This is a genomic window from Thermophilibacter provencensis (assembly GCF_900128445.1).
GTDB classification, from domain to species: Bacteria; Actinomycetota; Coriobacteriia; order Coriobacteriales; family Atopobiaceae; genus Thermophilibacter; species Thermophilibacter provencensis.
The window spans coordinates 964,515-984,402 of sequence record NZ_LT671417.1; the positions used below are offsets into that span (position 1 = coordinate 964,515).

16 protein-coding genes are annotated in these 19,888 nt (G+C 68.2%); 9 read left to right on the plus strand and 7 right to left on the minus strand.

Going from position 1 to position 19,888, the window contains the following annotated elements:
- Positions 1 to 131: 131 nt before the first annotated feature.
- Together BQ7391_RS04365 and BQ7391_RS04370 are read left to right on the plus strand one after the other, a co-directional pair.
- A complete protein-coding gene (locus BQ7391_RS04365) occupies positions 132 to 1,553 on the plus strand; it encodes an amidophosphoribosyltransferase (RefSeq protein ID WP_075279461.1) in 1,422 nt (473 codons plus the stop codon).
- Positions 1,554 to 1,678: 125 nt separating this feature from the next.
- On the plus strand, positions 1,679 to 2,275 hold the full coding sequence (locus tag BQ7391_RS04370) for a nitroreductase family protein (RefSeq protein WP_075279462.1): 597 nt from the start codon (positions 1,679 to 1,681) through the stop codon (positions 2,273 to 2,275).
- A 13-nt stretch (positions 2,276 to 2,288) separates the two neighbouring features.
- On the opposite strand, the gene amrS is transcribed toward BQ7391_RS04370, so the two are convergent.
- Complete coding sequence (gene amrS / locus BQ7391_RS04375; protein ID WP_075279463.1) at positions 2,289 to 3,173, minus strand: AmmeMemoRadiSam system radical SAM enzyme; 885 nt, start codon at positions 3,171 to 3,173, stop codon at positions 2,289 to 2,291.
- Positions 3,170 to 4,600, minus strand: a complete 1,431-nt coding sequence (amrA, locus tag BQ7391_RS04380) for an AmmeMemoRadiSam system protein A (RefSeq protein WP_075279464.1) — start codon at positions 4,598 to 4,600, stop codon at positions 3,170 to 3,172. The genes amrS and amrA overlap by 4 nt, the downstream gene beginning before the upstream one ends.
- 123 nt (positions 4,601 to 4,723) lie before the next feature.
- Here amrA and BQ7391_RS04385 point away from each other — a divergent pair, with 123 nt between their 5' ends.
- Positions 4,724 to 5,431, plus strand: coding sequence for a YdcF family protein (locus BQ7391_RS04385; RefSeq protein ID WP_075279465.1), 708 nt, complete (start codon positions 4,724 to 4,726; stop codon positions 5,429 to 5,431).
- Between the two features lie 108 nt (positions 5,432 to 5,539).
- On the opposite strand, the gene BQ7391_RS04390 is transcribed toward BQ7391_RS04385, so the two are convergent.
- Entirely contained in the window at positions 5,540 to 6,748 is a 1,209-nt protein-coding gene (locus tag BQ7391_RS04390) for an NADP-dependent isocitrate dehydrogenase (RefSeq protein ID WP_075279466.1), read from the minus strand.
- 124 nt (positions 6,749 to 6,872) lie between these two features.
- Positions 6,873 to 8,648 carry a DUF3825 domain-containing protein gene (locus tag BQ7391_RS04395; protein WP_075279467.1) on the minus strand — a complete coding sequence of 592 codons (1,776 nt, stop codon included), beginning with the start codon at positions 8,646 to 8,648 and terminating at the stop codon, positions 6,873 to 6,875.
- 187 nt (positions 8,649 to 8,835) lie between these two features.
- Between BQ7391_RS04395 and BQ7391_RS04400 the strand changes: the two genes are divergently transcribed.
- The gene (locus BQ7391_RS04400; protein WP_083662094.1) at positions 8,836 to 9,738 is read left to right on the plus strand and encodes a glycerophosphodiester phosphodiesterase family protein; all 903 of its coding nucleotides are present in this window, start codon (positions 8,836 to 8,838) and stop codon (positions 9,736 to 9,738) included.
- On the opposite strand, the gene trmB is transcribed toward BQ7391_RS04400, so the two are convergent.
- The 3 genes from trmB to BQ7391_RS04415 all read right to left on the minus strand — a co-directional run bounded on the left by trmB (position 9,735) and on the right by BQ7391_RS04415 (position 13,019).
- Positions 9,735 to 10,586 (minus strand): tRNA (guanine(46)-N(7))-methyltransferase TrmB, encoded by an 852-nt coding sequence (trmB, locus tag BQ7391_RS04405; RefSeq protein WP_075279468.1) that lies wholly within the window; start codon positions 10,584 to 10,586, stop codon positions 9,735 to 9,737. The two genes, BQ7391_RS04400 and trmB, sit on opposite strands and share 4 nt — an antisense overlap.
- 50 nt (positions 10,587 to 10,636) lie before the next feature.
- A complete protein-coding gene (gene yfbR / locus BQ7391_RS04410) occupies positions 10,637 to 11,239 on the minus strand; it encodes a 5'-deoxynucleotidase (RefSeq protein ID WP_075279469.1) in 603 nt (200 codons plus the stop codon).
- 112 nt (positions 11,240 to 11,351) lie between these two features.
- Positions 11,352 to 13,019: a putative manganese-dependent inorganic diphosphatase gene (locus tag BQ7391_RS04415; protein ID WP_075279470.1), complete on the minus strand. Its 1,668-nt coding sequence runs from the start codon at positions 13,017 to 13,019 to the stop codon at positions 11,352 to 11,354.
- Positions 13,020 to 13,378: 359 nt separating this feature from the next.
- Between BQ7391_RS04415 and ettA the strand changes: the two genes are divergently transcribed.
- From ettA to BQ7391_RS04440, 5 genes are all read left to right on the plus strand, one after another.
- Positions 13,379 to 15,058, plus strand: a complete 1,680-nt coding sequence (gene ettA / locus BQ7391_RS04420) for an energy-dependent translational throttle protein EttA (RefSeq protein ID WP_075279471.1) — start codon at positions 13,379 to 13,381, stop codon at positions 15,056 to 15,058.
- Between the two features lie 107 nt (positions 15,059 to 15,165).
- Complete coding sequence (locus tag BQ7391_RS04425) at positions 15,166 to 15,858, plus strand: hypothetical protein (protein WP_075279472.1); 693 nt, start codon at positions 15,166 to 15,168, stop codon at positions 15,856 to 15,858.
- Positions 15,859 to 16,093: 235 nt separating this feature from the next.
- Positions 16,094 to 17,062, plus strand: a complete 969-nt coding sequence (locus tag BQ7391_RS04430; protein WP_075279473.1) for an L-lactate dehydrogenase — start codon at positions 16,094 to 16,096, stop codon at positions 17,060 to 17,062.
- 231 nt (positions 17,063 to 17,293) lie between these two features.
- A complete protein-coding gene (locus BQ7391_RS04435; RefSeq protein ID WP_075279474.1) occupies positions 17,294 to 18,046 on the plus strand; it encodes an ABC transporter ATP-binding protein in 753 nt (250 codons plus the stop codon).
- Entirely contained in the window at positions 18,046 to 19,845 is a 1,800-nt protein-coding gene (locus BQ7391_RS04440; RefSeq protein ID WP_075279475.1) for a putative ABC transporter permease subunit, read from the plus strand. Before BQ7391_RS04435 ends, BQ7391_RS04440 begins: the two co-directional genes overlap by 1 nt.
- The last annotated feature ends 43 nt before the right edge of the window (positions 19,846 to 19,888 follow it).

Consider the following 19,888-nt stretch of genomic DNA (forward strand, 5'->3'; position numbering starts at 1 on the left):
TACCCAGAAGCCTGTAACTATTTCACGCACGTTCTTCTCGCGTTCCTCGTCGGCGCGTGCCGGACGATATACTGTGACAGTTGGCAGGACGCGGGCTGCGCGGGGGCGGCGCCGCAGACGGGGAGGTACTCATGGGAGCGTTCTTTGGCGCGGTCTCGCATCGCGACGTTGCACTCGACGTGTTCTTTGGCGTCGACTATCACTCGCACCTCGGCACGCGTCGTGCCGGCATGGTGTCGTGCCGCGAGGGGGGCGGCTTCAACCGGCAGATCCACTCGATTGAGAACACGCCGTTCCGCACCAAGTTCGAGCATGACCTGCCCGACCTCTCGGGCACCTGCGCCATGGGCTGCATTTCGGACAACGACCCGCAGCCGCTGCTCGTCCGCTCCCACCTTGGCGTCTACGCCATCTCCACGGTGGGCGCCGTCGCCAATCAGGATGCGCTCGTGGCGCGCTTCGAGGAGGCCGGCCACCAGTTCGGCGCCATGGGGTCGGGCGCGGTCAACGTCAACGAGCTCGTGGCCGCGCTCATTAACTCGCAGGGGAGCATCGTCGAGGGCATCCGCTACGCGCAGGACGAGATCGAGGGCTCGCTCACGCTGCTCGTCATGACCGAGGACGGCACGCTCATCGCCGCGCGCGACAAGATGGGCCGCCTGCCGGTGCTCATCGGCAAGGACGAAGACGGCTACTGCGTGACCTTCGAGTCCTTCGCCTACGGCAAGCTCGGCTATGTCGATGCGTACGAGCTCGGCTCGGCCGAGATCGTACGCATCACGGCGGACGGCTACGAGACGCTCTCCGAGCCGCGCGACGAGATGCGCATCTGCGCGTTCCTCTGGGTCTACTACGGCTATCCCAACTCAAACTACGAGGGCGTCAACGTCGAGTGCATGCGCTATCGCAACGGCGCCATCATGGCCCGCGACGAGCGCGAGGCGGGCCTGCTCCCCGAGGTCGACTATGTCGCCGGCATGCCCGACTCGGGCCTGCCGCACGGCATCGGCTACGCCAACGAGTCCGGCGTTCCGCTCGCGCGCCCCTTCGTCAAGTACACGCCCACCTGGCCGCGCTCCTTCATGCCCGCAAACCAGGAGGTCCGCAACCGCGTGGCAAAGATGAAGCAGATCCCGGTGCCCGAGCTCATCCGCGACAAGCGCCTGCTGCTCGTGGACGACTCCATCGTCCGCGGCACCCAGATGCGCGAGACGATCGACTTCCTGCGCGACACGGGGGCCTCCGAGGTCCACATGCGCTCGGCCTGCCCGCCCATCATGTACGGCTGCAAGTACCTCTCGTTCTCCCGCAGCCGCTCCGAGTACGAGCTCATCGCGCGCCGCAAGGTCCGCGAGCTCGAGGGGGACGAGGGCGAGAAGCACCTCGACGAGTACGCGGACGGCCGCTCCGAGCGCGGGCGCTGCCTGCTGCGCTCCATCTGCGAGGAGATGGGCTTCGACTCGCTGGAGTACCAGAGCCTCGACGGCATGCTCGAGGCCATCGGCATCGACCGCAAGAAGGTCTGCACCTACTGCTGGAACGGCAAGGAATAGGCTTCGAGGGATGGCCCGAGCCCGAACGCTGGACCCGGGCCTCTTCTCTCGAGCTATATGTGATTAGATTGGTAGCAATTTGGGAACGAGAGGGATAACGACACCCCGTGACCCTAAGGAGCCCCATGAGCTACCTTGACATCATCAACCGTCGCCGCAGCGTCTACGCGCTGAGCGATCGGCTTCCCATCTCCGAGGACGAGCTCGTCCGCACCGTGGAGGACGTCGTCGTGGCGACGCCCTCTCCCTTCAACGTGCAGAGCGGCCGCGCGGTGGTCCTTCTCGGCGCGCAGCATCGCGCGCTCTGGGATGAGATAGTGCGCCCAACCCTCGAGGCCATCGTGCCTGCGGAGTCCTTCGCCCCGACGGCCGAGAAGCTCGCCGGCTTTGCCGCCGGTGCGGGCACGGTGCTCTTCTTTGAGAACCGCCCCGCCGTCGAGGACCTCAAGGTTCGGTTCCCCACCTACGCCGCCGCCTTTGACGGCTTTGCCGAGCACGCGCTGGGCATGATCGAGGTCAACGTCTGGAACGCGCTTGCCGAGAAGGGCGTTGGCGCAAGCCTCCAACACTACAACCCGCTCATCGACGATGCGGTCAAGGCCCGCTGGGGCATCCCCGCGCAGTGGGCGCTCGCCTCGCAGATGGTCTTCGGCGGTATTGCCGCGCCGATGGCCCCGATCGATAAGCTCCCCGCGTCCGAGCGAGTCCGCGTGATTCGCTAGCGCCGACGAGACGCTAGCAGTTGCCCACGTAGACGTGGGCGAGATGGCGGCGTGAGACGTCGGCCAGCCTCCGCACGGTCGAGACGGGGGTGGGCCCTCGGTCCGTGAGCCGCCAGCACGGGAAGAAGCGCGTGACGTGGTGGGTCACCGTCTCCCGCCCGTGGCCACCGTCGAGGCTGGAAAGCCAGCAAGAGAGCTCGTCCATCTCGTCGTCCCCGTCGTTCATGCCGGGGATGACGAGCGTGGTCACCTCCAGGTGACAGGCGGGGTCCGCTGCGAGCCGCTCGATTGTGGCCCGGACGCACGAGAGCGAGCCCGGCACTGCCCCGCAGGCATCGTAGAAGGCGTCCGAGAATCCCTTGAGGTCGATGTTCGCCGCGTCGACGAGCCCCTCGAGCTCGTCGAGCACGCGTCGCCCCACGCATCCGTTGGAGACGACCACGTTGACGAGGCCCGCCTCGTGCGCCAGCCGGGCGCAGTCGCGGACGTACTCCCAACAGACGAGCGGCTCGTTGTAGGTGTAGGCGATGCCGGAGACGCGCGGGTCGCGTCGGCGGGCCTCGACGGCGAGCGCAACCAGCTCGCTCGGCATGACCTCGCGCCAGCCCACGTCCTTCTCGCCCGCCTGGGAGATCTCCCAGTTCTGGCAGAAGGGGCAGCGCAGGTTACAGCCGTAGCCCCCGACGGAGACCACGTACGTTCCCGGCCTGAAGCGCGCGAGCGGCTTCTTCTCGATGGGATCGAGCGCAATGGAGGTCAAGCGCCCGTAGCCCTCCGGCGCGACCGTGCCGCCGCGGTTGCGCCGCGCGCGGCACGCGCCGAGCGCCCCCGGGGCCAGGCGGCAGCGGCGCGGGCAGGCGGTGCAGACGAGCGCCCCGCCCTTCTCGCCCGCGCTCACCGGTGGCGCTCCACGACGAAGCGCTCTATGGAGACGCCCTCCTCCGAGAGCGCGATCCCGCCCTTGCGCGCGGCAATGCGCAGCTGCTCCTCGACCGTGTCCACACCGTCGAGGTCTGGGAGGAGAAGGCCGCGCCTCCCGCCCGGCGCGCTCACGATCACGCCATAGCGGCGCGGATCCAGCCCCGTGCGGCCCTCAACGGGCTCCGGGTCCCCGAGGACGTCGACGTCGTAGACGAGATCGGGGAGCTCCTCGGCCGTGACGGGCGGGAAGCGGGGGTCGTGGAGGCCGGCCGAGACCGCGTTGGCCACGATTTCCTCCGCGAGGCTCGCACGCGTGGGGGCAATGGTGCCGATGCAGCCTCTTAGCCGACCGCTCTTGGTGAGGGAGACGAAGGCCCCGGCGCGGCGCGAGAGCAGCTCCGGGGGAAGGCCGTCCGGGACGGGCAGGCTCCGCCCCGTGCCAACGCGGTGTTCGAGCGAGGCGCGGGCGAGCGCCACGTACGCGTCCTCCCCGGCTCGACGGCGCTCCATGTCGGCGGCATGCCAGGCCTCGTACGCCTTTCCGAAGGCGCGGTCGGGGTCGGACCCCTCGGGTCCAGAGGGCAGGAGGCACGCGACGCCGTACCCCACGCCGAAGGGCCCCTCGTACGAGAGCAGCTCGGCGGTGACGGGCGTGCCGTCGAGCGCGCCGGCCATGATCTGGAAGGAGCGTAGGCCGCACTCGGCAGCGCGCTCGCACAGGCCCGGGTCCGCCGTCATCAGCGAGAGGAAGTCCCCGTTCCCGAGGGCCTTGCAGACGAGCTTGTCGAAGACGGGGCCGTCCGGCGAGAAGCCGTATGGGCCGTCCGCCGTCAGCTTGTGCGAGAGGTCGCCGGAGGCCACGTAGGCCACGCGGCGGCCCAGACGACCCGCCGCCCGTGCGATCAGCTGTCCCATGCGGTAGTGCTGCAACGGCGAGAGGCCGGAGATGCCCATGCGGACGACGCGGTAGGAGGAGGGCTCTTGGCCTGTGGCCCGCAGGTCGTCGTATGCGGCCTGGATGAAGTGGAGCGGAACGAGGACGCCCCAGTCGAGGTCCCGCTCGCGCTCTCCGGCGGTGCCGGCGGGCAGCTCCTCCTCCCGCGCGAGGCGACAGAGCTCGGTGACGAGCTCCTCGTCATAGTTGACGCGCGAGCCATCTGCGCTGTCCCCGAACTGCGAGAACGTCCCCCGTGCGCCAGGACCGGGAGCGATGTGGAGGTAGTCGAGGTACATGCTCGTATGCGGGCTCGAGATGACGATTGTGTCCGGCCCAAGGGCGGCGACGCGCCGAGCGACCTCGCGATAGGCATCCACGGTGGGCTGGATCTCCCGCTCGCGCCCGTGCCCCACGCCGGGGACGATGAGGGGCGGGTGCGGTACGGCTACGGCGATGACGACGGGCATGTGGGCCCCCTCTCGTCAGGTGACAGTAACGTCAGGTTTGTTTGCCGCGGGCTGAGCCTAGTACCATTGTGCCCATGGATGCCCGGACGGCGGGCACCAATGGGCGAGCGGGGGTGAAGCGGCATGGTTGTGGCGCTGACGGCGCTGGGAATCATCTTTCTGGCATACGGGGCGCTCATGGCGGCGCTCTATCCGGCGGGAGGGTTCTTTCTGGTGTGGGTGGCGCTGGGAGCCGCCCTGCTCGTCGCCTCCCGGGTGGAGCGGGCTCGCTTTGCGATCTGCGCCACGTTTGTGGTGGGCGCGATCGTCGTGGGCGGGCTCTCGGCGCTCATAGCCACCACGGCGGCAGTGACGCCGCCCGCGGGGGTGGACTGTCTCGTGGTGCTGGGCGCCGGGCTCAGGCCCGACGGCTATCCCAGCGAGACCCTGCGATTTCGGCTTGAGGCGGCGCTCGCGTATCTGGACGAGAACCCCGGGACCTCCTGCATCGTCTCTGGCGGGCAGGGCTTTGGAGAGCCCCTGACCGAGGCGGACGCCATGGCGGAGTATCTGGAGGCGCGCGGACTGGATGGTGCGCGCATCACGAAGGAGGGGCGGTCGGGCACCACGGTGGAGAACGTCCGCAACTCCTCCGCTCTTCTTGCCCCGGACGCGACGGTCGCGATTGTCACCAACGACTTTCACCTCTACCGCGCGCTGCGCATTGCCAAGAAGAACGGGCTGCCCGATGCCTATGGCCTGGCGGCCCGTACGAACCCGCTCTACCTGCCCCAGGCCACCCTGCGAGAGTGCGCCGCCATCGTGAAGGAGGCGCTCACCGGCAACATGTGATCGGCCCGACGGGACTTGACAAAGGTGACAGGGTCAACTGTCATGAGTTTTCATGACAGTTGACCCTGTCACCTTTGTCAACCTTTGTCAGGACCCGACGGGCCGCCTTTAGGCCTCGGCGTCGAGGGTCTCGCGGATGGCGAGGATGAACTCGCGCGTGCCGAGCGTCTCGGGGCTCTCGAGCGAGGTGATGCGGGCGAGGTCGCCGGTCATGCGGCCGGACTCGATCGTGTGGATCGTGGCTTCCTCGAGGCGGTTGGCAAAGTCCACGAGCTCGGGCAGCTCGTCCAGCTCGCCCCGCTTGCGCAGGGCGCCCGTCCAGGCGAAGATCGTGGCAACGGAGTTGGTGGACGTGGGCTCGCCCTTGAGGTGCTTGTAGTAGTGGCGCTGGACGGTGCCGTGGGCCGCCTCGTACTCAAAGTAGCCGTGCGGCGAGACGAGCACCGAGGTCATCATTGCCAGGCTGCCGAAGGCCGAGGAGAGCATGTCGCTCATGACGTCTCCGTCGTAGTTCTTGCAGGCCCAGATGAAGCCGCCCTCGGACTTGACCACGCGGGCCACGGCGTCGTCGATCAGCGTGTAGAAGTACTCGATGCCCGCGGCCTCGAACTTGGTACGGAACTCGGCCTCGTAGATGTCGGCGAAGATGTCCTTGAAGCGGTGGTCGTAGGTCTTGGAGATCGTGTCCTTGGTGGCAAACCAGAGGTCCTGGCCCGTGGAGAGCGCGTACTCAAAGCAGCTGCGCGCGAAGCTCTCGATGGAGGCGTCGAGGTTGTGCTGGCCCTGGACCACGCCGGGGCCGTCGAAGACGTGGACGAGCTCGCGGCGCTCGGTGCCGTCCTCGGCGGTGTAGACCAGCTCCACCTTGCCCGGGCCGTCGATGCGCATCTCGGAGTTCTTGTAGACGTCGCCATAGGCGTGACGCGCGATGGTGATGGGCTTCTTCCAGCAGCTCACCACGGGGTCGATTCCGCGCACCACGATGGGGGCGCGGAAGACCGTGCCGTCCAGGATGGCGCGAATCGTGCCGTTGGGGCTCTTCCACATCTGCTTCAGGCCGTACTCCTCCACGCGCGCGGCGTTGGGGGTGATGGTGGCGCACTTGACCGCGACGCCCAGGCGCTTGGTGGCCTCGGCGGACTCAACGGTGACCTGGTCGTCGGTCTTGTCGCGGTTCTCAAGGCCGAGGTCGTAGTACTCGGTCTTGAGGTCGACGTACGGGCAGATGAGCTCATCCTTGATGATCTGCCAGATGATGCGGGTCATCTCGTCGCCGTCCATCTCGACGAGCGGGGTCTTCATCTCGATCTTGGCCATGCGTGCCTCCGGGGTCGTGGGTGCTCACGGGGAAGAATGTAGCACGGCGCTTGGGGCCGCCGCCCCAAGCGCCGTCAGTTTGAGACGCGTTGGACACACGAGGGGGACGAAAGGGGCAGCCTCCTCATCCCCTGAGCCATGCCGGCAGCTCTGCGCTGACCACGCGGGCACAGGCATAGCCGTCGGAGAGCGAGAGCGTGGCTATTCGCTCGTAGCCGGATTCCGTCGGGAGCAGGGCGAGCGCGGACCCTCCGTCGGGGACGAGAAGGACGGTCCTGTTCGAGACGGGGTCATAGGCGGGCGTCGCCGCGCGCGGGCAGCGCATGACGAGCGCGGCACCGGAAAAGTCGGGTGCCGGGACGCTCCGGTCGAAGGCGGCCTCCGCGAGGGCGGTGAGGTAGAGCGCCGGCTCGCCCGCTCCCGCGGTGGAAAACTCAGCCAGCTGCCAGGGGATGTCGCCCTCGAGCGGGGAGAGGAGGGCGTAGATGGGCGCCCCGTCGCCCGTGAGCAGGCCCGTGTCAAAGGAGGCGGCCGCGCCGTCAGGGGAGACGGCGACCTTCCCCTCGGAGACGATGCGTGCGACCGTCATCGTGAGGTAGTCCCTGAGGACGGCCAGTCCCTCACCCCAGGGCTCCGGCGCCGCGAGCGCGGCCAGGGCGGAAAGCGCCTCGTCCCAGGGCCCGAGGGCGACGGTCGAGGTGAGGGCCCGCAGCGGGTCCACGCCGTCGGGCGCGGCCTCGGCGAAGGCGCTCCACGGCCCGCAGGCCGCGGCGCTGAGCCCCTCGAGGCCCACCTCCTCCGCCGTCCCGGCCTCGACCTCGGTGAGCGCCCAGCGCTTCCCGGCGACCGGGCGGACGGAGCGGCGCAGCGTGACGCGCACGGGCGTCACGCCGTCGGCCTGCAGGTATCGAAGGGCAAAGGAGACGTTGCTCCGCGTGCCTTCGAGCGCGCCGGTGGAGCGGGCGGCGCGGAAGTCCTCCTCGAGCACGGCGAGCGGGTCCACGTTGGGCGGGAGCACCTGGTAGAGGAGGCTGAGCTGCTCGTCCGAGCAGCGAATGTCCGCATGGAAGTCCCGTGGGAGGTCGGGCCGGACGCGCGGGGCGACGTCGGGCAGGGCGATGGCGTCGGGGGAGGGGGCCTCGGGCACGTAGGTGATGGTGAACGAGATGGGGGGCTCGTGCCCGGGCTCGACGGGCGCCCCCGGCCCGTCGACGTCGGCGCCGGACGCCTCCTCCCCAGACGGTGCCACATCACTCGGGGCTACCTCCGCGGGGCCCTCCTCCGCGCGGGCCGCGCCGGGCTCCGACACGGCCTCTGCCTCGGGCTCCGACGCGGCCTCTGCCCCGGGCTCCGGCGCGGCCTCTGCCTCGGGCTCCGGCGCGGCCTCTGGGGTCTCCCCGACGGAGCTCGTCGGCTTTCCCTCGTGCGCGGCCACCTCCGCGGGCGCGGCCCCGCCCGCGGCCTCCGTGCCGTCGGGCACCACGGCTTCGACGACGGCGTCGCCGTCCTTCTCGTCTTTTTCGTCCTTCTTGGCAGGCGGCTCGATGTGCCGCGGCCTCACGGGTTTGAGCGCCTTCGCGCCACGCTTGCGCTTCCAGGGCTTTCCGCTCGCCGCGGCCTTGTCCCCGGCGTCCTGGGTGCGCTCGAGCGCCCGGTCGTACTCCTCGCACGCGAGGACAGTGGCGTACACGTAGCCCTTCTTGAACACCGTGAGCTTGATGAACTCGGGGAGCTGCTCGCAGAGCTCGCGCATGTCGGCGCAGCCGAGGTCCGCGGGCGCAAGCCCGTCCGCGACGAGCGCCTCCTCGGCGCGTGGCAGGAGCGTCTGGCGGTTCACGCCAAGCTCGCGCGAGAGCAGCTGATATAGGTACACGCGGTTACCGGGGGTTATCTTTGCCATGGTGCCTCCTCGAGTTGCTCGCCGGGTGGCGTGAAGTTGCGAGCACACTACGTTACTACCCATTCAGCCCCCGCGCCCGGCGCGTTTTGCGAGCGGTCCCGCAACGTCGCCCGCCGTCAGCCGAGACGGCGTCCGCCCCCGGTGGTCGGGCTGCTACCATCGGGGGAAAGCGAACGAGGGGGTACCCATGAGGGCACGAGACGTTCTGGGGGCGATGGGAATCGCAGCCGGCGCCGCAGTCGGCGTCGCGGCGGGCGCGTGCGCGCTCGTGGCCCCGCGCCGCAGCGACGAGGGGCTCGAGGAGCGCTGGGCGGAGGTCTGCCGCTATCGCTACGCCCATCGCGGGCTGCACGCGGAGGGCATCCCCGAGAACTCGCTTGCCGCCTTCGCCAAGGCTCGGGAGCTGGGGTTTGGCGTCGAGCTTGACGTCCACCTCACGCTCGACGGGGCGCTCGTCGTGATTCACGACTCGAATCTCGGGCGCGTCTGCGGACGATCGGGCGTGGTCGAGCAGCTGACGCTCTCCGAGCTCGGCGAGTGCCGGCTCATGGGGACGGACGAAGGCATCCCGACCCTTGACGAGGTGCTGAGGCTTTTTGACGCCGCGGGCGACGCCGCCTCGCCCGCGCCCCCGGTGATCGTCGAGCTCAAGACCGCCGACGGCAGCGCGTCCCTTCTCGCCGAGCGCACGATGGCCTGCATCGACTGCTATGACCTCCGCTTTTGCGTGGAGAGCTTCGACCCGCGCGTGCTCGGGTGGCTGCGGGCCCGGCGTCCGGACGTCCTGCGCGGCCAGCTCGCGCGGAGCTTCCTGGACGACAGGGACCTCAGCCTGGCGCGTCGCCTCGGCGCGACGGCGCTTCTTGGAAACGTGACGGCGCGGCCGGACTTCATCGCCTGCCGGTTCCGCGACCGGGGCCTCCCCGCGGTCCGTCTGGCCTGCGGCCGGCTTGGCGCGCATCTCGTCACCTGGACGATTCACTCCGAGCGCGAGATGCTGGAGAGCGAGGCCGAGGGCGCCCCGGTGATCTTCGAGGGGTTCATTCCCGACCCTCGCTCCACGATCGGCGGGGAGGAGCGTCCCGACTAGCGGCCCGCGGAGCGCGATGAGAGCCGCTCGGCGCGGTTCCTGAGGTTGGCGACCGTCGCCTGCATGCCGTGCGGCGCGTAGGAGATCTCCTCGAGCGAGGCGAGGTCTTGGGGGAGGTAGGCGGCAAGCGAGAGCTCCGCCGTCTGCTCGGCATGCTCCGGCGCGGGGCCGGGAACGACGGCGAGCGATAGGACCTTGGCCCCCTGCGCGCTCAGGCGCTCCTCGTACTCGCTCGTGGGCTCGTCGGGGAAGTCCGCCCGTGCGTCGCGCGACTCACGCACGATGCGGTAGCCGGCGAGCGGCACCTGCGTGAGCATGAAGTCGAAGAGCGGCTGGCTGTCGGTCTTGAAGGAGACCTCGCCGCCGGTGACGAGCACGTCGCGGAAGTCCATGAGGCGCTCCATGCTTGCCATGCGAAGGTGCGCGTCGCGCTTTCGGGGGAAGGGTGTGGGGAAGTTGAGGTAAATGCGCGCGAGCTCGCCGGGCGAGAAGAACTCGCGGATGCACATCCCGGTGCCGGGGACCACCACCACGTTTGGGAGGCCGCTCTCGCAGACGCGCTGGGCCGCGTATGCCACGCAGATGGGCTCGGCGTCCATGGCGACGAAGAGCACGTCAGGCTCGCGGCGCGCCGCCTCGACGGCGAACGCCCCCTTCCCGCAGCCGAGGTCGAGGCGGACCTCGCGGTAGCGCCCGGCCTCCGCACCGGCGCCGATGCCGCGCCAGCAGGCCTCGGCCCACCGGCCGCGCCAGCGCTCCGGCGTGAGCTCAATGGCGTCCGAGTAGCGCTCGAGGCGCTCCTCGAGGACGAAGTTCTTGGGAAGCCTCGCGTGAAGGGCGTGGGGCATGGGTTCTCCGTTTCATGAAGCGATGCGAGGGGGCAGGCCCCTCGCGTCATCTACAGCAGCTCGTCGAGGGTGGCCCCGTAGGAGGGAAGGAACTCGGACACGAAGTCCGCGACCTCGGGCAGCTCCGCGGCAATCTCGTCAACGGCGGCTCGGCAGGTGCGCTCCGCGCTCGCGAACTCCATGTTGCCGGCGCGGCGCTCGTCGACGCACTTGATGAGCGCGGAGATCTTGTCGGCGGCCTTCACGAGCCGGCGGAGGTACGTCTCGTCCTCCCCCGCGGTGCCCGGCATCCAGAGGACGTCCTCGAAGTGCGGGCGCAGGTCGTCGGGGAGCGTCTCCAGAAGCTGGCGCTCCGCCCCCCGCTCGACGGCGCCGTATGCGCTTCTGATGGTCCCGTCGTGGTACTTCACGGGAGTGGGCATGTCGCCGGTGATGATTTCGGATGCGTCATGGTAGAGCGCAACGAGGGCGGCTCGCTCGGCGTTGAGGGAGCGGCCGTGGCGCACGTTGGCCAGCACGCAGAGCATGTGCGCTATGAGCGCCACCTCGAGCGTGTGCTCGGAGAGGTTCTCGGGGCGCGAGCTGCGCATGAGGGCCCAGCGCTCGATGTACTTCATGCGCGAGAGCAGCGCGAGGAAGTGGGACTCTGCCATGACGGCTCCTCGGTTCGTCCTTCGTCCTGTGTCGCAGCAATGATATACCGCCCGCCGGACGGGAATCCGACGGGCGGTGGGGCGTGCCGGTGGCACGTGCCTTGGCGGAGCGCTAGTCGGCATCCTCCTGGATGCTCTGGAGCGTGGCCATGAGTGCGGGGATGACCTGCTTCTTGCGGCTGACCACGCCGGGCAGGCGCGCCATGCCGTTCTCGGGGTCGGTGTCAAAGGCGCGCGCGACGATGTTCTCGGCGCCCTCGCCGTACCACAGCATCTCGCTCGACGAGCTCTTGACGTCGGTAAAGAGGTAGAAGACGAGCGGCAGCTCCTCGAGCGCGGCGGCCTCGCGCAGGTAGGGGCCCACGAGCTCCTCGGCCGCCTTGCGGCTCTTCTCGGTCATGTAGCTGCCCTGGCCCACGCCAAACTTGACGTTGCCGCGGCTGAAGATCTTGAAGTCCGCCCCAAAGACCTCCTCCGCCGTGCGCCCGGTGAGGTCGGCGCCCGCCTCGAACATCTCGTCGGCGTAGACGTTGATATCGACGTCAGCGATCTTGGCGAGCGCAGCGGCGGTGTCGCGGTCGATCTGTGTGCAGGTGGGCGAGCGGAAGGCCAGCGTGTCAGAGAGGATGGCCGAGAGCATGAGCCCCGCGACGTCCTTGGGGATCTCCACGCCGTTCTCGCGATACATCATGTAGACGATGGTGCAGGTGCAGCCCACGGGCATGTTGCGGAAGTAGGCCGGGCCCTCGGTCTCGATGGAGCCGATGCGGTGGTGGTCGATGATCTCCATGATCTCAGCCTGCTCGAGGCCCTCGACGGACTGCGACCGCTCGTTGTGGTCCACCAGGATGACGTGCTTCTTCTTGGCGGCAAGGAGGTTCGGCGAGCTCACGAGGCCCACGTAGTGGCCGTTCTCGTCGATGACGGGGAAGTAGCGGTGGCGCGAGTGGGCCATCATCTTGCGCGCGTCGTCGACGGAGGTGTTGACGCTCACCTTGAGGATGCCCTCGGAGAGCATCTTGGCGCGCACGGGGATGGACATGGAGATGATGCGCGCCGCCGCATAGGTGTCGTACGGGGTGGTGATGATGGCGCAGCCGTGGCGCTCGGCGGACGAGATGACCTTGCTCGAGATGTGCGCGCTGCAGCAGACCACAAGGCAGCTCGCCTCGCTCTCGACGGCGAACTGCTGGGTCTCGTACCGGTTGGTCACAAGCACGATGTCGCCGGGCTTGACGGTGTCCTCCATCATCTCGGGCGTGGTGCCCACGCGGACGCAGCCGCTGGCGACGCGGCCCGTGGGGTCGCCGAGGATCATCTCGCCCTTGAGGGTGTCGACGATGTTGGCGTAGCAGGTGCGCGACTCGCCGATCACGCTCATGTCGAAGACGTCCATGTTGGCGTTGGCGATGTCCTTGACGGCGATGAGGCCCTCGAGGTTGTTCTCGTCGTCGGTGACGCAGAGGGTGTCGGTCTTTGCCTCGCGCATGAGGTTCCACGCCGCGAAGAGGCTCATCTCGCCATCGATGCCGCCCTGCCGCTGAATCTCGGTGTCCTTGATCTGCGGGGTGACGGAGGTGATGAGCTCCGGCTCGGCAAAGCCGAAGTGGTTGAGGACGAAGGCCGTCTCGCGGTTGATGGCGCCTGCGCGGCGCGGCTGGTAGATGTCCGTGTGCTCGACGGCATTCTTGAGGTGCGCGTACGCGATGGCCGAGCAGATGCTGTCCGTGTCCGGATGCAGGTGGCCGATGACGTTGACCTTGCGGATACCTTCTGGCATGTGCCTTCCTTCCCCCTGGTGCTTCCTCGTCTGATTGTGCCACGTACGAGGTCGTATATGGGAGCTCGGCTTGCGAACGGCAGAAAAACCGCGTGGCCGGACGTTCTTCTCGGCGCGTCGAGGCCGGTCGTTCGGCCGCCGCGGCCGCCGTCCGTCCCCACCTGCTGCGGATTGGGGGGTGTGGCAACTTCCGTCCGGGGACGTCGCGGCCTATCCGCGTGACGGCTGCCCCCGCGCCGTCCCCCGGGCCTTCCCGTGACGGATTTCTCCTGCAGGGAGTGCGTTCTTCTTCTCGGCGGGAGGGGGCTGGGATAGACTCGATGTGACGTCAGGCCCCGCACAGAGAGGCGAGAAACCCCATGGCAGAGTTTGTGTACCAGCTGATCCGAGCCCGCAAGGCCGTCCACGACAAGGTCATCCTGGACGACGTCACGGTGGGCGTCTACCCTGGCGCCAAGATCGGCGTGGTGGGCCCCAACGGCGCGGGCAAGTCCACGCTGCTCAAGGTCATGGCCGGCCTCGAGGACGTCTCCAACGGCGAGGCCATGCTGAGCCCCGGCTACACCGTGGGCATCCTCCAGCAGGAGCCCCCGCTCGACGAGGACAAGACCGTCCGCGAGAACATAGAGCAGGCCTTCGGCGACCTGCTGGCAAAGATCGAGCGCTTCAACCAGGTGAGCGCCGAGATGGCAGACCCCGACGCGGACTTCGACGCCCTTATGGCCGAGATGGGCCAGCTCCAGGACGAGATTGACGCCGCCAACGGCTGGGACCTGGACTCCCAGCTCTCGCAGGCGATGGACGCCCTGCAGTGCCCGGACCCGGACGCGTCGGTGAGCATCCTCTCCGGCGGCGAGCGCCGCCGCGTGGCGCTGTGCAAGCTGCTGCTTGAGGCCCCTGACCTGCTGCTCCTCGACGAGCCCACCAACCACCTGGACGCCGAGTCCGTGCTCTGGCTCGAGCAGTTCCTGCACCGCTATCCCGGCGCCGTCATGGCCGTCACGCACGACCGCTACTTCCTCGACGACGTGGCCGAGTGGATCTGCGAGGTGGACCGCGGCCAGCTCTACCCCTACGAGGGCAACTACTCCACCTACCTGGAGAAGAAGGCCGCACGCCTGGAGGCGCAGAGCCAGCAGGACGCCCGCCGCGCCAAGAAGATGAAGGCCGAGCTCGAGTGGGTCCGCAGCTCCCCCAAGGCGCGTCAGGCCAAGAGCCGCGCCCGCCTCGAGCGCTACGAGCAGATGGAGGCCGAGGCCCGCGCCTCCAAGCGCGTGGACTTCACCGACATCCACATCCCCGTGGGCCCGCGCCTGGGCGCCAAGGTGCTCGAGGCCGAGCACCTCTGCAAGAGCTTCGGCGACCGCGTGCTCATCGACGACCTCAGCTTCTCGCTCCCGCGCAACGGCATCGTGGGCGTGATCGGCCCCAACGGCGTGGGCAAGTCCACGCTTTTCAAGATGATCGTGGGGCTTGAGGGGCCCACGTCGGGCACCCTCGAGGTGGGGGAGACCGTCAAGCTCTCCTACGTCGACCAGATGCGGCAGGGCCTGGATGCCGAGAAGAGCCTCTGGGAGGTCGTCTCCGACGGCAACGACTACATCCGCGTGGGCGACTCCGAGATTCCGAGCCGCGCCTACGTGGCGGCCTTCGGCTTCAAGGGCGGCGATCAGCAGAAGCGCGCCGGTGTGCTCTCCGGCGGCGAGCGCAACCGCCTCAACCTCGCGCTCACGCTCAAGCAGGGCGGAAACCTCCTGCTCCTGGACGAGCCGACCAACGACCTCGACGTCGAGACGCTGGAGTCCCTGGAGGAGGCGCTCGAGGAGTTCCCCGGCTGCTCCGTGGTGATCTCCCACGACCGCTGGTTCCTCGATCGCGTGGCCACGCACATCCTGGCCTGGGAGGGCGACGACGAGAACCCCGGCCGCTGGCACTGGTTCGAGGGCAACTTCGAGTCCTACCAGGCGGACCGCGAGAAGCGCCTCGGCGCGGACGCCTCCAAGCCGCACCGCCTGCACCGCAAGCTCACGCGCGACTAGGGATTTGTGACCCCTCCCATTTTTTCGAACGGTTCCCTTACGGTCGCCTGACGTGACACGACTACGGTTGTGTCACGTCAGGCGACCGTCTCGTGAAAGGGAACCGTATGCTTGAAGGCGTGTCCTACTCCGTCCACATGGACCTCGAGGGGTTCCGTGACCTCTTCCGCGCCCAGCAGATTCGTTACACCCGAAAGCTCGGGATTCTCTGTGCCGTGCTTTTTGGGTTCATGACCATCGCTTCCGTCTTTGCGTGTCTCTTTGCCCCCTCCGTCGAGATGGTCGGGGGCACGCTGCTCTTCGTGGCGCTTCTCGTGTTTGGCGTCGTGATGGCGGTGCGTCCGCCGCTTCTGCTCGCAACGCGCGCGGGCCTGGTGCGGAGGTGGTTTGCGCAGCGAGGCGCCGCCAGCGCGGGCGACGATCAGCTCGGGCAGCTCGTTGCCGACTATACGGTGACCCTCTCCGCGTTTGGCTTCACGGAGGCCTCGAGGACCGCAACGCTCAACATACCCTGGTTTGCCCTCGACGCTCGCCCGGTTGCGGGCGACAACGGGACCTACTTCGTGCTGGCAAAGGGCAAGGAGGCCTCCCTTGCCTACAACCTCATGGGAATCAACTGGGCCTTCCGCGACGAGGACGCCTCGGGCGTGCTCTTTCTCCCGCGCGAGCTTGTCGAGAAGAACCCGGGGCTCGTGGACGAGGCGTCCTCCGCAATCAAGGACGCCCGCCGGCGCTACCTTGGTCGCGGAAAGCGGGCCATCGAGGACAAGCAGCTCGCCTCGTGGCTGGCGGCGAAGTAGGAGGCCTCGTCTCGGGCCTACGGCGGCCTGTCGGGGCGGAGCGGGGAGGCACCATCGCTGGAGGGCCTGTTCTCGCCGGGCCGTCGCTTGAGCAGGCGCACTTCTTGGTGAACGGCGTCGTTTTTCTGAAACACTAACGTCACAGAACGTCCACAACCGGTTAGAATGGAGGGGCGCCCCAGGGCGCCCCTTTTTTTGAGCAACGGCGCGCCGCGCCAGGACGATAGGAGCATCAATGCACACGGGCGACATCAGGACACGTAAGGCCGTCATCATCGGCGCGGGGCGCGTGGGCAGTCATGTGGCGCTCTGCCTCATGTTCCAGCACCTTGTGAACGAGATCGTCTTTCTCGACGTCAACCGGGATGCCGCGCGCGCCCAGGCGCTCGACCTCGACGACCTGGCCTCCGGCCTCGGAGACTCGTTCACCATCCGCGTGGGCGAGTACGCGGACTGCCGTGACGCCCACTTCGTGATCCTCACCGCCGGCCGCAGCCGCCGTCCCGGCGAGACGCGCCTGCAGATGCTCGACGGCACCATCAAGGTGCTCGACGGCATCGTGGGCCCGCTGCGCGACTCCGGCTTCCATGGCATCCTGATCAGCGTCTCCAACCCGGCCGACATCGTGGTCGAGTACCTCTACCGCAACCTCGGCCTGCCGCGCAACCAGGTCTTTGGCACCGGCACCGCGCTCGACTCGGCACGCCTGCGCCGTGTGCTATCCGAGACCATCGACGTCTCGAACCGCCAGATCCAGGCCATCTGCATGGGCGAGCACGGCGACTCGATGTTCATCCCCACCTCGCGCATCTCCGTCGAGGGCATCGGCCTGCGCGAGTACCTCTCGCTGCGCGACGACGTGGTGGACTCCATCGACTTCGGCGACGTCATGCGCCGCGTGCGCGAGTCCGGCGCCGCGATCATCTCCGGCAAGGGCTGCACGGAGTTTGGCATCGCCTCGATCGTGGCCGACCTCGTGACCTCGATCCTGCACAACGAGAAGCGCGTGGTCCCGCTCTCCGCTCACCTCGACGGCGAGTACGGCGAGTCCGGAATCTCCGCCGGCGTCCCGTGCGTCATCGGAAGCACCGGCGTCGACTCCGTGCTGGAGATTGACCTCTCCTACGACGAGCGCCGCGCGATGCGCAAGTCCTGCGCGGTCATCCGCGACTACTGCGAGAAGGTCATGCCGGCGCAGGAGTAGCCGCCTCAGGGGGCCGGTCCTCGCCCGCCGCTTGCCACTGCGAGCGGCGGGCTTTTGCTGACAAAATCCCCCGGCACCCTGACAAAATCCCCCGGGTCCTTTGTCATTTCTGACATAATCCCCCGGCGCCTTGTCACCTTACTGAAACGTCACGCATGGCTTGCCGGGGGGGGGTTCTCCTAGCGTAGAATTGCGCGCGAGACCGTTTTGTCCCCAAGAGACGGGAGACCCATGATCAGGATCGACCACGTGTCCAAGTCATATGACGGCGGCGCCACCAACGCGGTGCGCGACCTCACCCTCGAGATACAGTCCGGCGAAATCTTCGGCCTGCTCGGCCCCAACGGAGCGGGCAAGTCAACGCTGCTCAACATGCTTGCCGGCGTGCTGGCGCCTAGCTCGGGCACCATCGAGCTCGACGGCGTCAACGTGGCGACAGACCCGCTCGCCGCCAAGCGCAACCTCTGCTACGTGAGCGACTCGCCCGATCACCTGCTGCGCCTCAAGGGCCACGAGTTCCTTCGCTTCATCGCCGACGTCTACGAGGTCCCGGATGCAGAGCGCGGGCCGCGCATCGACGAGCTTGCGCGCGAGTATGGCATGGAGGGGGAGCTGGACAACCAGATCCAGTCCTACTCCCACGGCATGCGCCAGAAGATGATGATCATGGGCGCGCTTCTGCCCGACCCTGCCATCTGGATTCTCGATGAGCCGATGACGGGCCTTGACCCGAAGGCGTCGTGGCTGCTCAAGCAGTCCATGCGCCGCCATGCGGACGCGGGCAAGACCGTGCTCTTCTCCACGCACGTGCTCGACGTGGCCGAGAAGGTCGTGGACCGCGTGGGCGTGATCGCCCACGGCGAGCTGCTCTTCGTGGGCACCGTCGACGAGATGCGCGAGCACTTCAAGAGCAACGGATCGCTCGAGGAGATGTTCCTGGAGCTCACGTCCGACAACTCCCCGCTCTCTGGGGAGGCCGAGTGATGGCGCGCGCGGCGACGGCGGCCCAGGGCTTCTCCTGGCGGCAGTTCCGCGTGATGCTGCGCGTGATCATGCGCGGGGAGCAGCACCTGGACAGCACCGGCATGGGCATCGGCGGCGACGAAGGCTCGGCACGCAAGGGCTTCTGGGGCGGGCTTGGCTCGGGAGTCCGCAAGGTGGCGATGGGCTTTCTCTTCCTGCTGCTCGCCGCAGTGTTCTTCATGATGGGCTACATGATGGGCGAGGTCGGAGTCACGCCGTACGTGGCGTTAAGCCTCTGCGTGGTGTGCCTCGTGGGCCTCACGGTCCTCACGGGCCTCTACCAGGCGGTGAACGTCCTCTACTTTGTTCGCGACCTCGGCTACTACCTCACGCTGCCCATCTCGGCCACCACGGTCATGTGGGCGAAGCTCGCCCACTTCCTGGGGATGTCGCTCCTCGGCGATCTCATCATCCTGCCGGTGGGGCTGGGATGCCTTTTCGCCGTCGGGGCGGCGCCCGTCACGTGGGTCGTCATGACGGTGGCCTTTTTGCTGAGCGCCGTGGCAGTGAACCTTGCGCTTGTGATCATCTGCGTGCCCATCATGCGCTTCTCGCGCCTGGCGCACGACAAGGACCGCTTCTCGCGCGTCTTCGGCGCGCTCATCATCGTGTTTGCGCTTGCGGTCGGCGTGGGCAGCCAGTTTGCTTTCCAGGGTGACGGCCTGGCGTCGCTGGCGTCCGGCTCCGAGAGGCTGCTCTCGGGAGGCGCCCCCGCGGTCGTGATGGGCGTTCTCTGTCCGCCGTCGCTGTTTGCGCGTGCGGCAATCGAGGGGGACGCCCCGGGGGTGGCGGGAGCCCTTCTCGCCATGCTCGCGAGCGTGGCAGTCTACGCCCTCGTGCTCTCCGCTCTTGCGCGTCGCTGGTACTTCGAGGGCGTGCAGGCGCTTCAGGGAGCCGGCGGGAAGCGCGGCCGTCGCGTAGAGGGCGCTGAGCTCGCCCGGGCAACGCGGACGCGGGGGGCACTTGTCGCCAACCTCAGCCGCGACTGGAAGACGATGGCGCGCGTGCCGGTCTTCTTCAACCAGTTTGTTCTGAGCTCGCTGCTCATGCCCCTCTACTTCGTCGTGATCATGGTGGCGAGCGGCGTCGTGGGCTTCTCCCAGGCGTCGGACGCGGGCATTGAGCCGATGGCCGTGCTTGGAATGGCGCGTGAGCTCACGGCGCTTCTCACCTTTGACAACCCGGCGCTCGCATGGTGCGCCGTGGGCGTGCTGGTCTTTGGGCTCTTCCTGGGCTTCTCGTCCTACTCGTTCACGATGGGCGTGAGCCGCGACGGCGAGGACTTCTTCTTCATGCGGGGCCTTCCCATGGACTGGAGCGCGTACCTGGCGTCGAAGTTCGTGGTGCCGTTCGCGCTCTCCACGGTGCCGATGCTGGTGCTCATCGTGGTGGCGCTGGTGGTGCTGGGCGTGCCGGCGGCCGCCGGGCTCTACCTCATCGGCGTCTACCTGGGCGCCACGATCGCCCTCGGCCTGCTGTCGCTTGGCCTGGGCGCGCTCTTCCCTCGTCTCACCTGGGACAACGAGGCGCAGCTCGTCAAGGGCGGCGGTGCCACGCTGATGGTCTTCGCGGGCCTCATCGTGGGCGCGGCCGTCATGGCGCTGCCCGCGCTCACGCTGCTCGGCGCGGTGCTGTGGGGGGTCCTGGCGGTGCCCGTGGCGCTCTGCTTGGCGCTGGCGATTTTCGTTGTGGAGTGCGCCGCCCTCGCGTGGTGGGTGCTCGGCCCCTGCGCGCGCAGCCTCTCTCGCCGTGAGCGATAATGTGACCGTCTGATTCTGCCCCGCTTTCCGCTCGTCCGGAGGA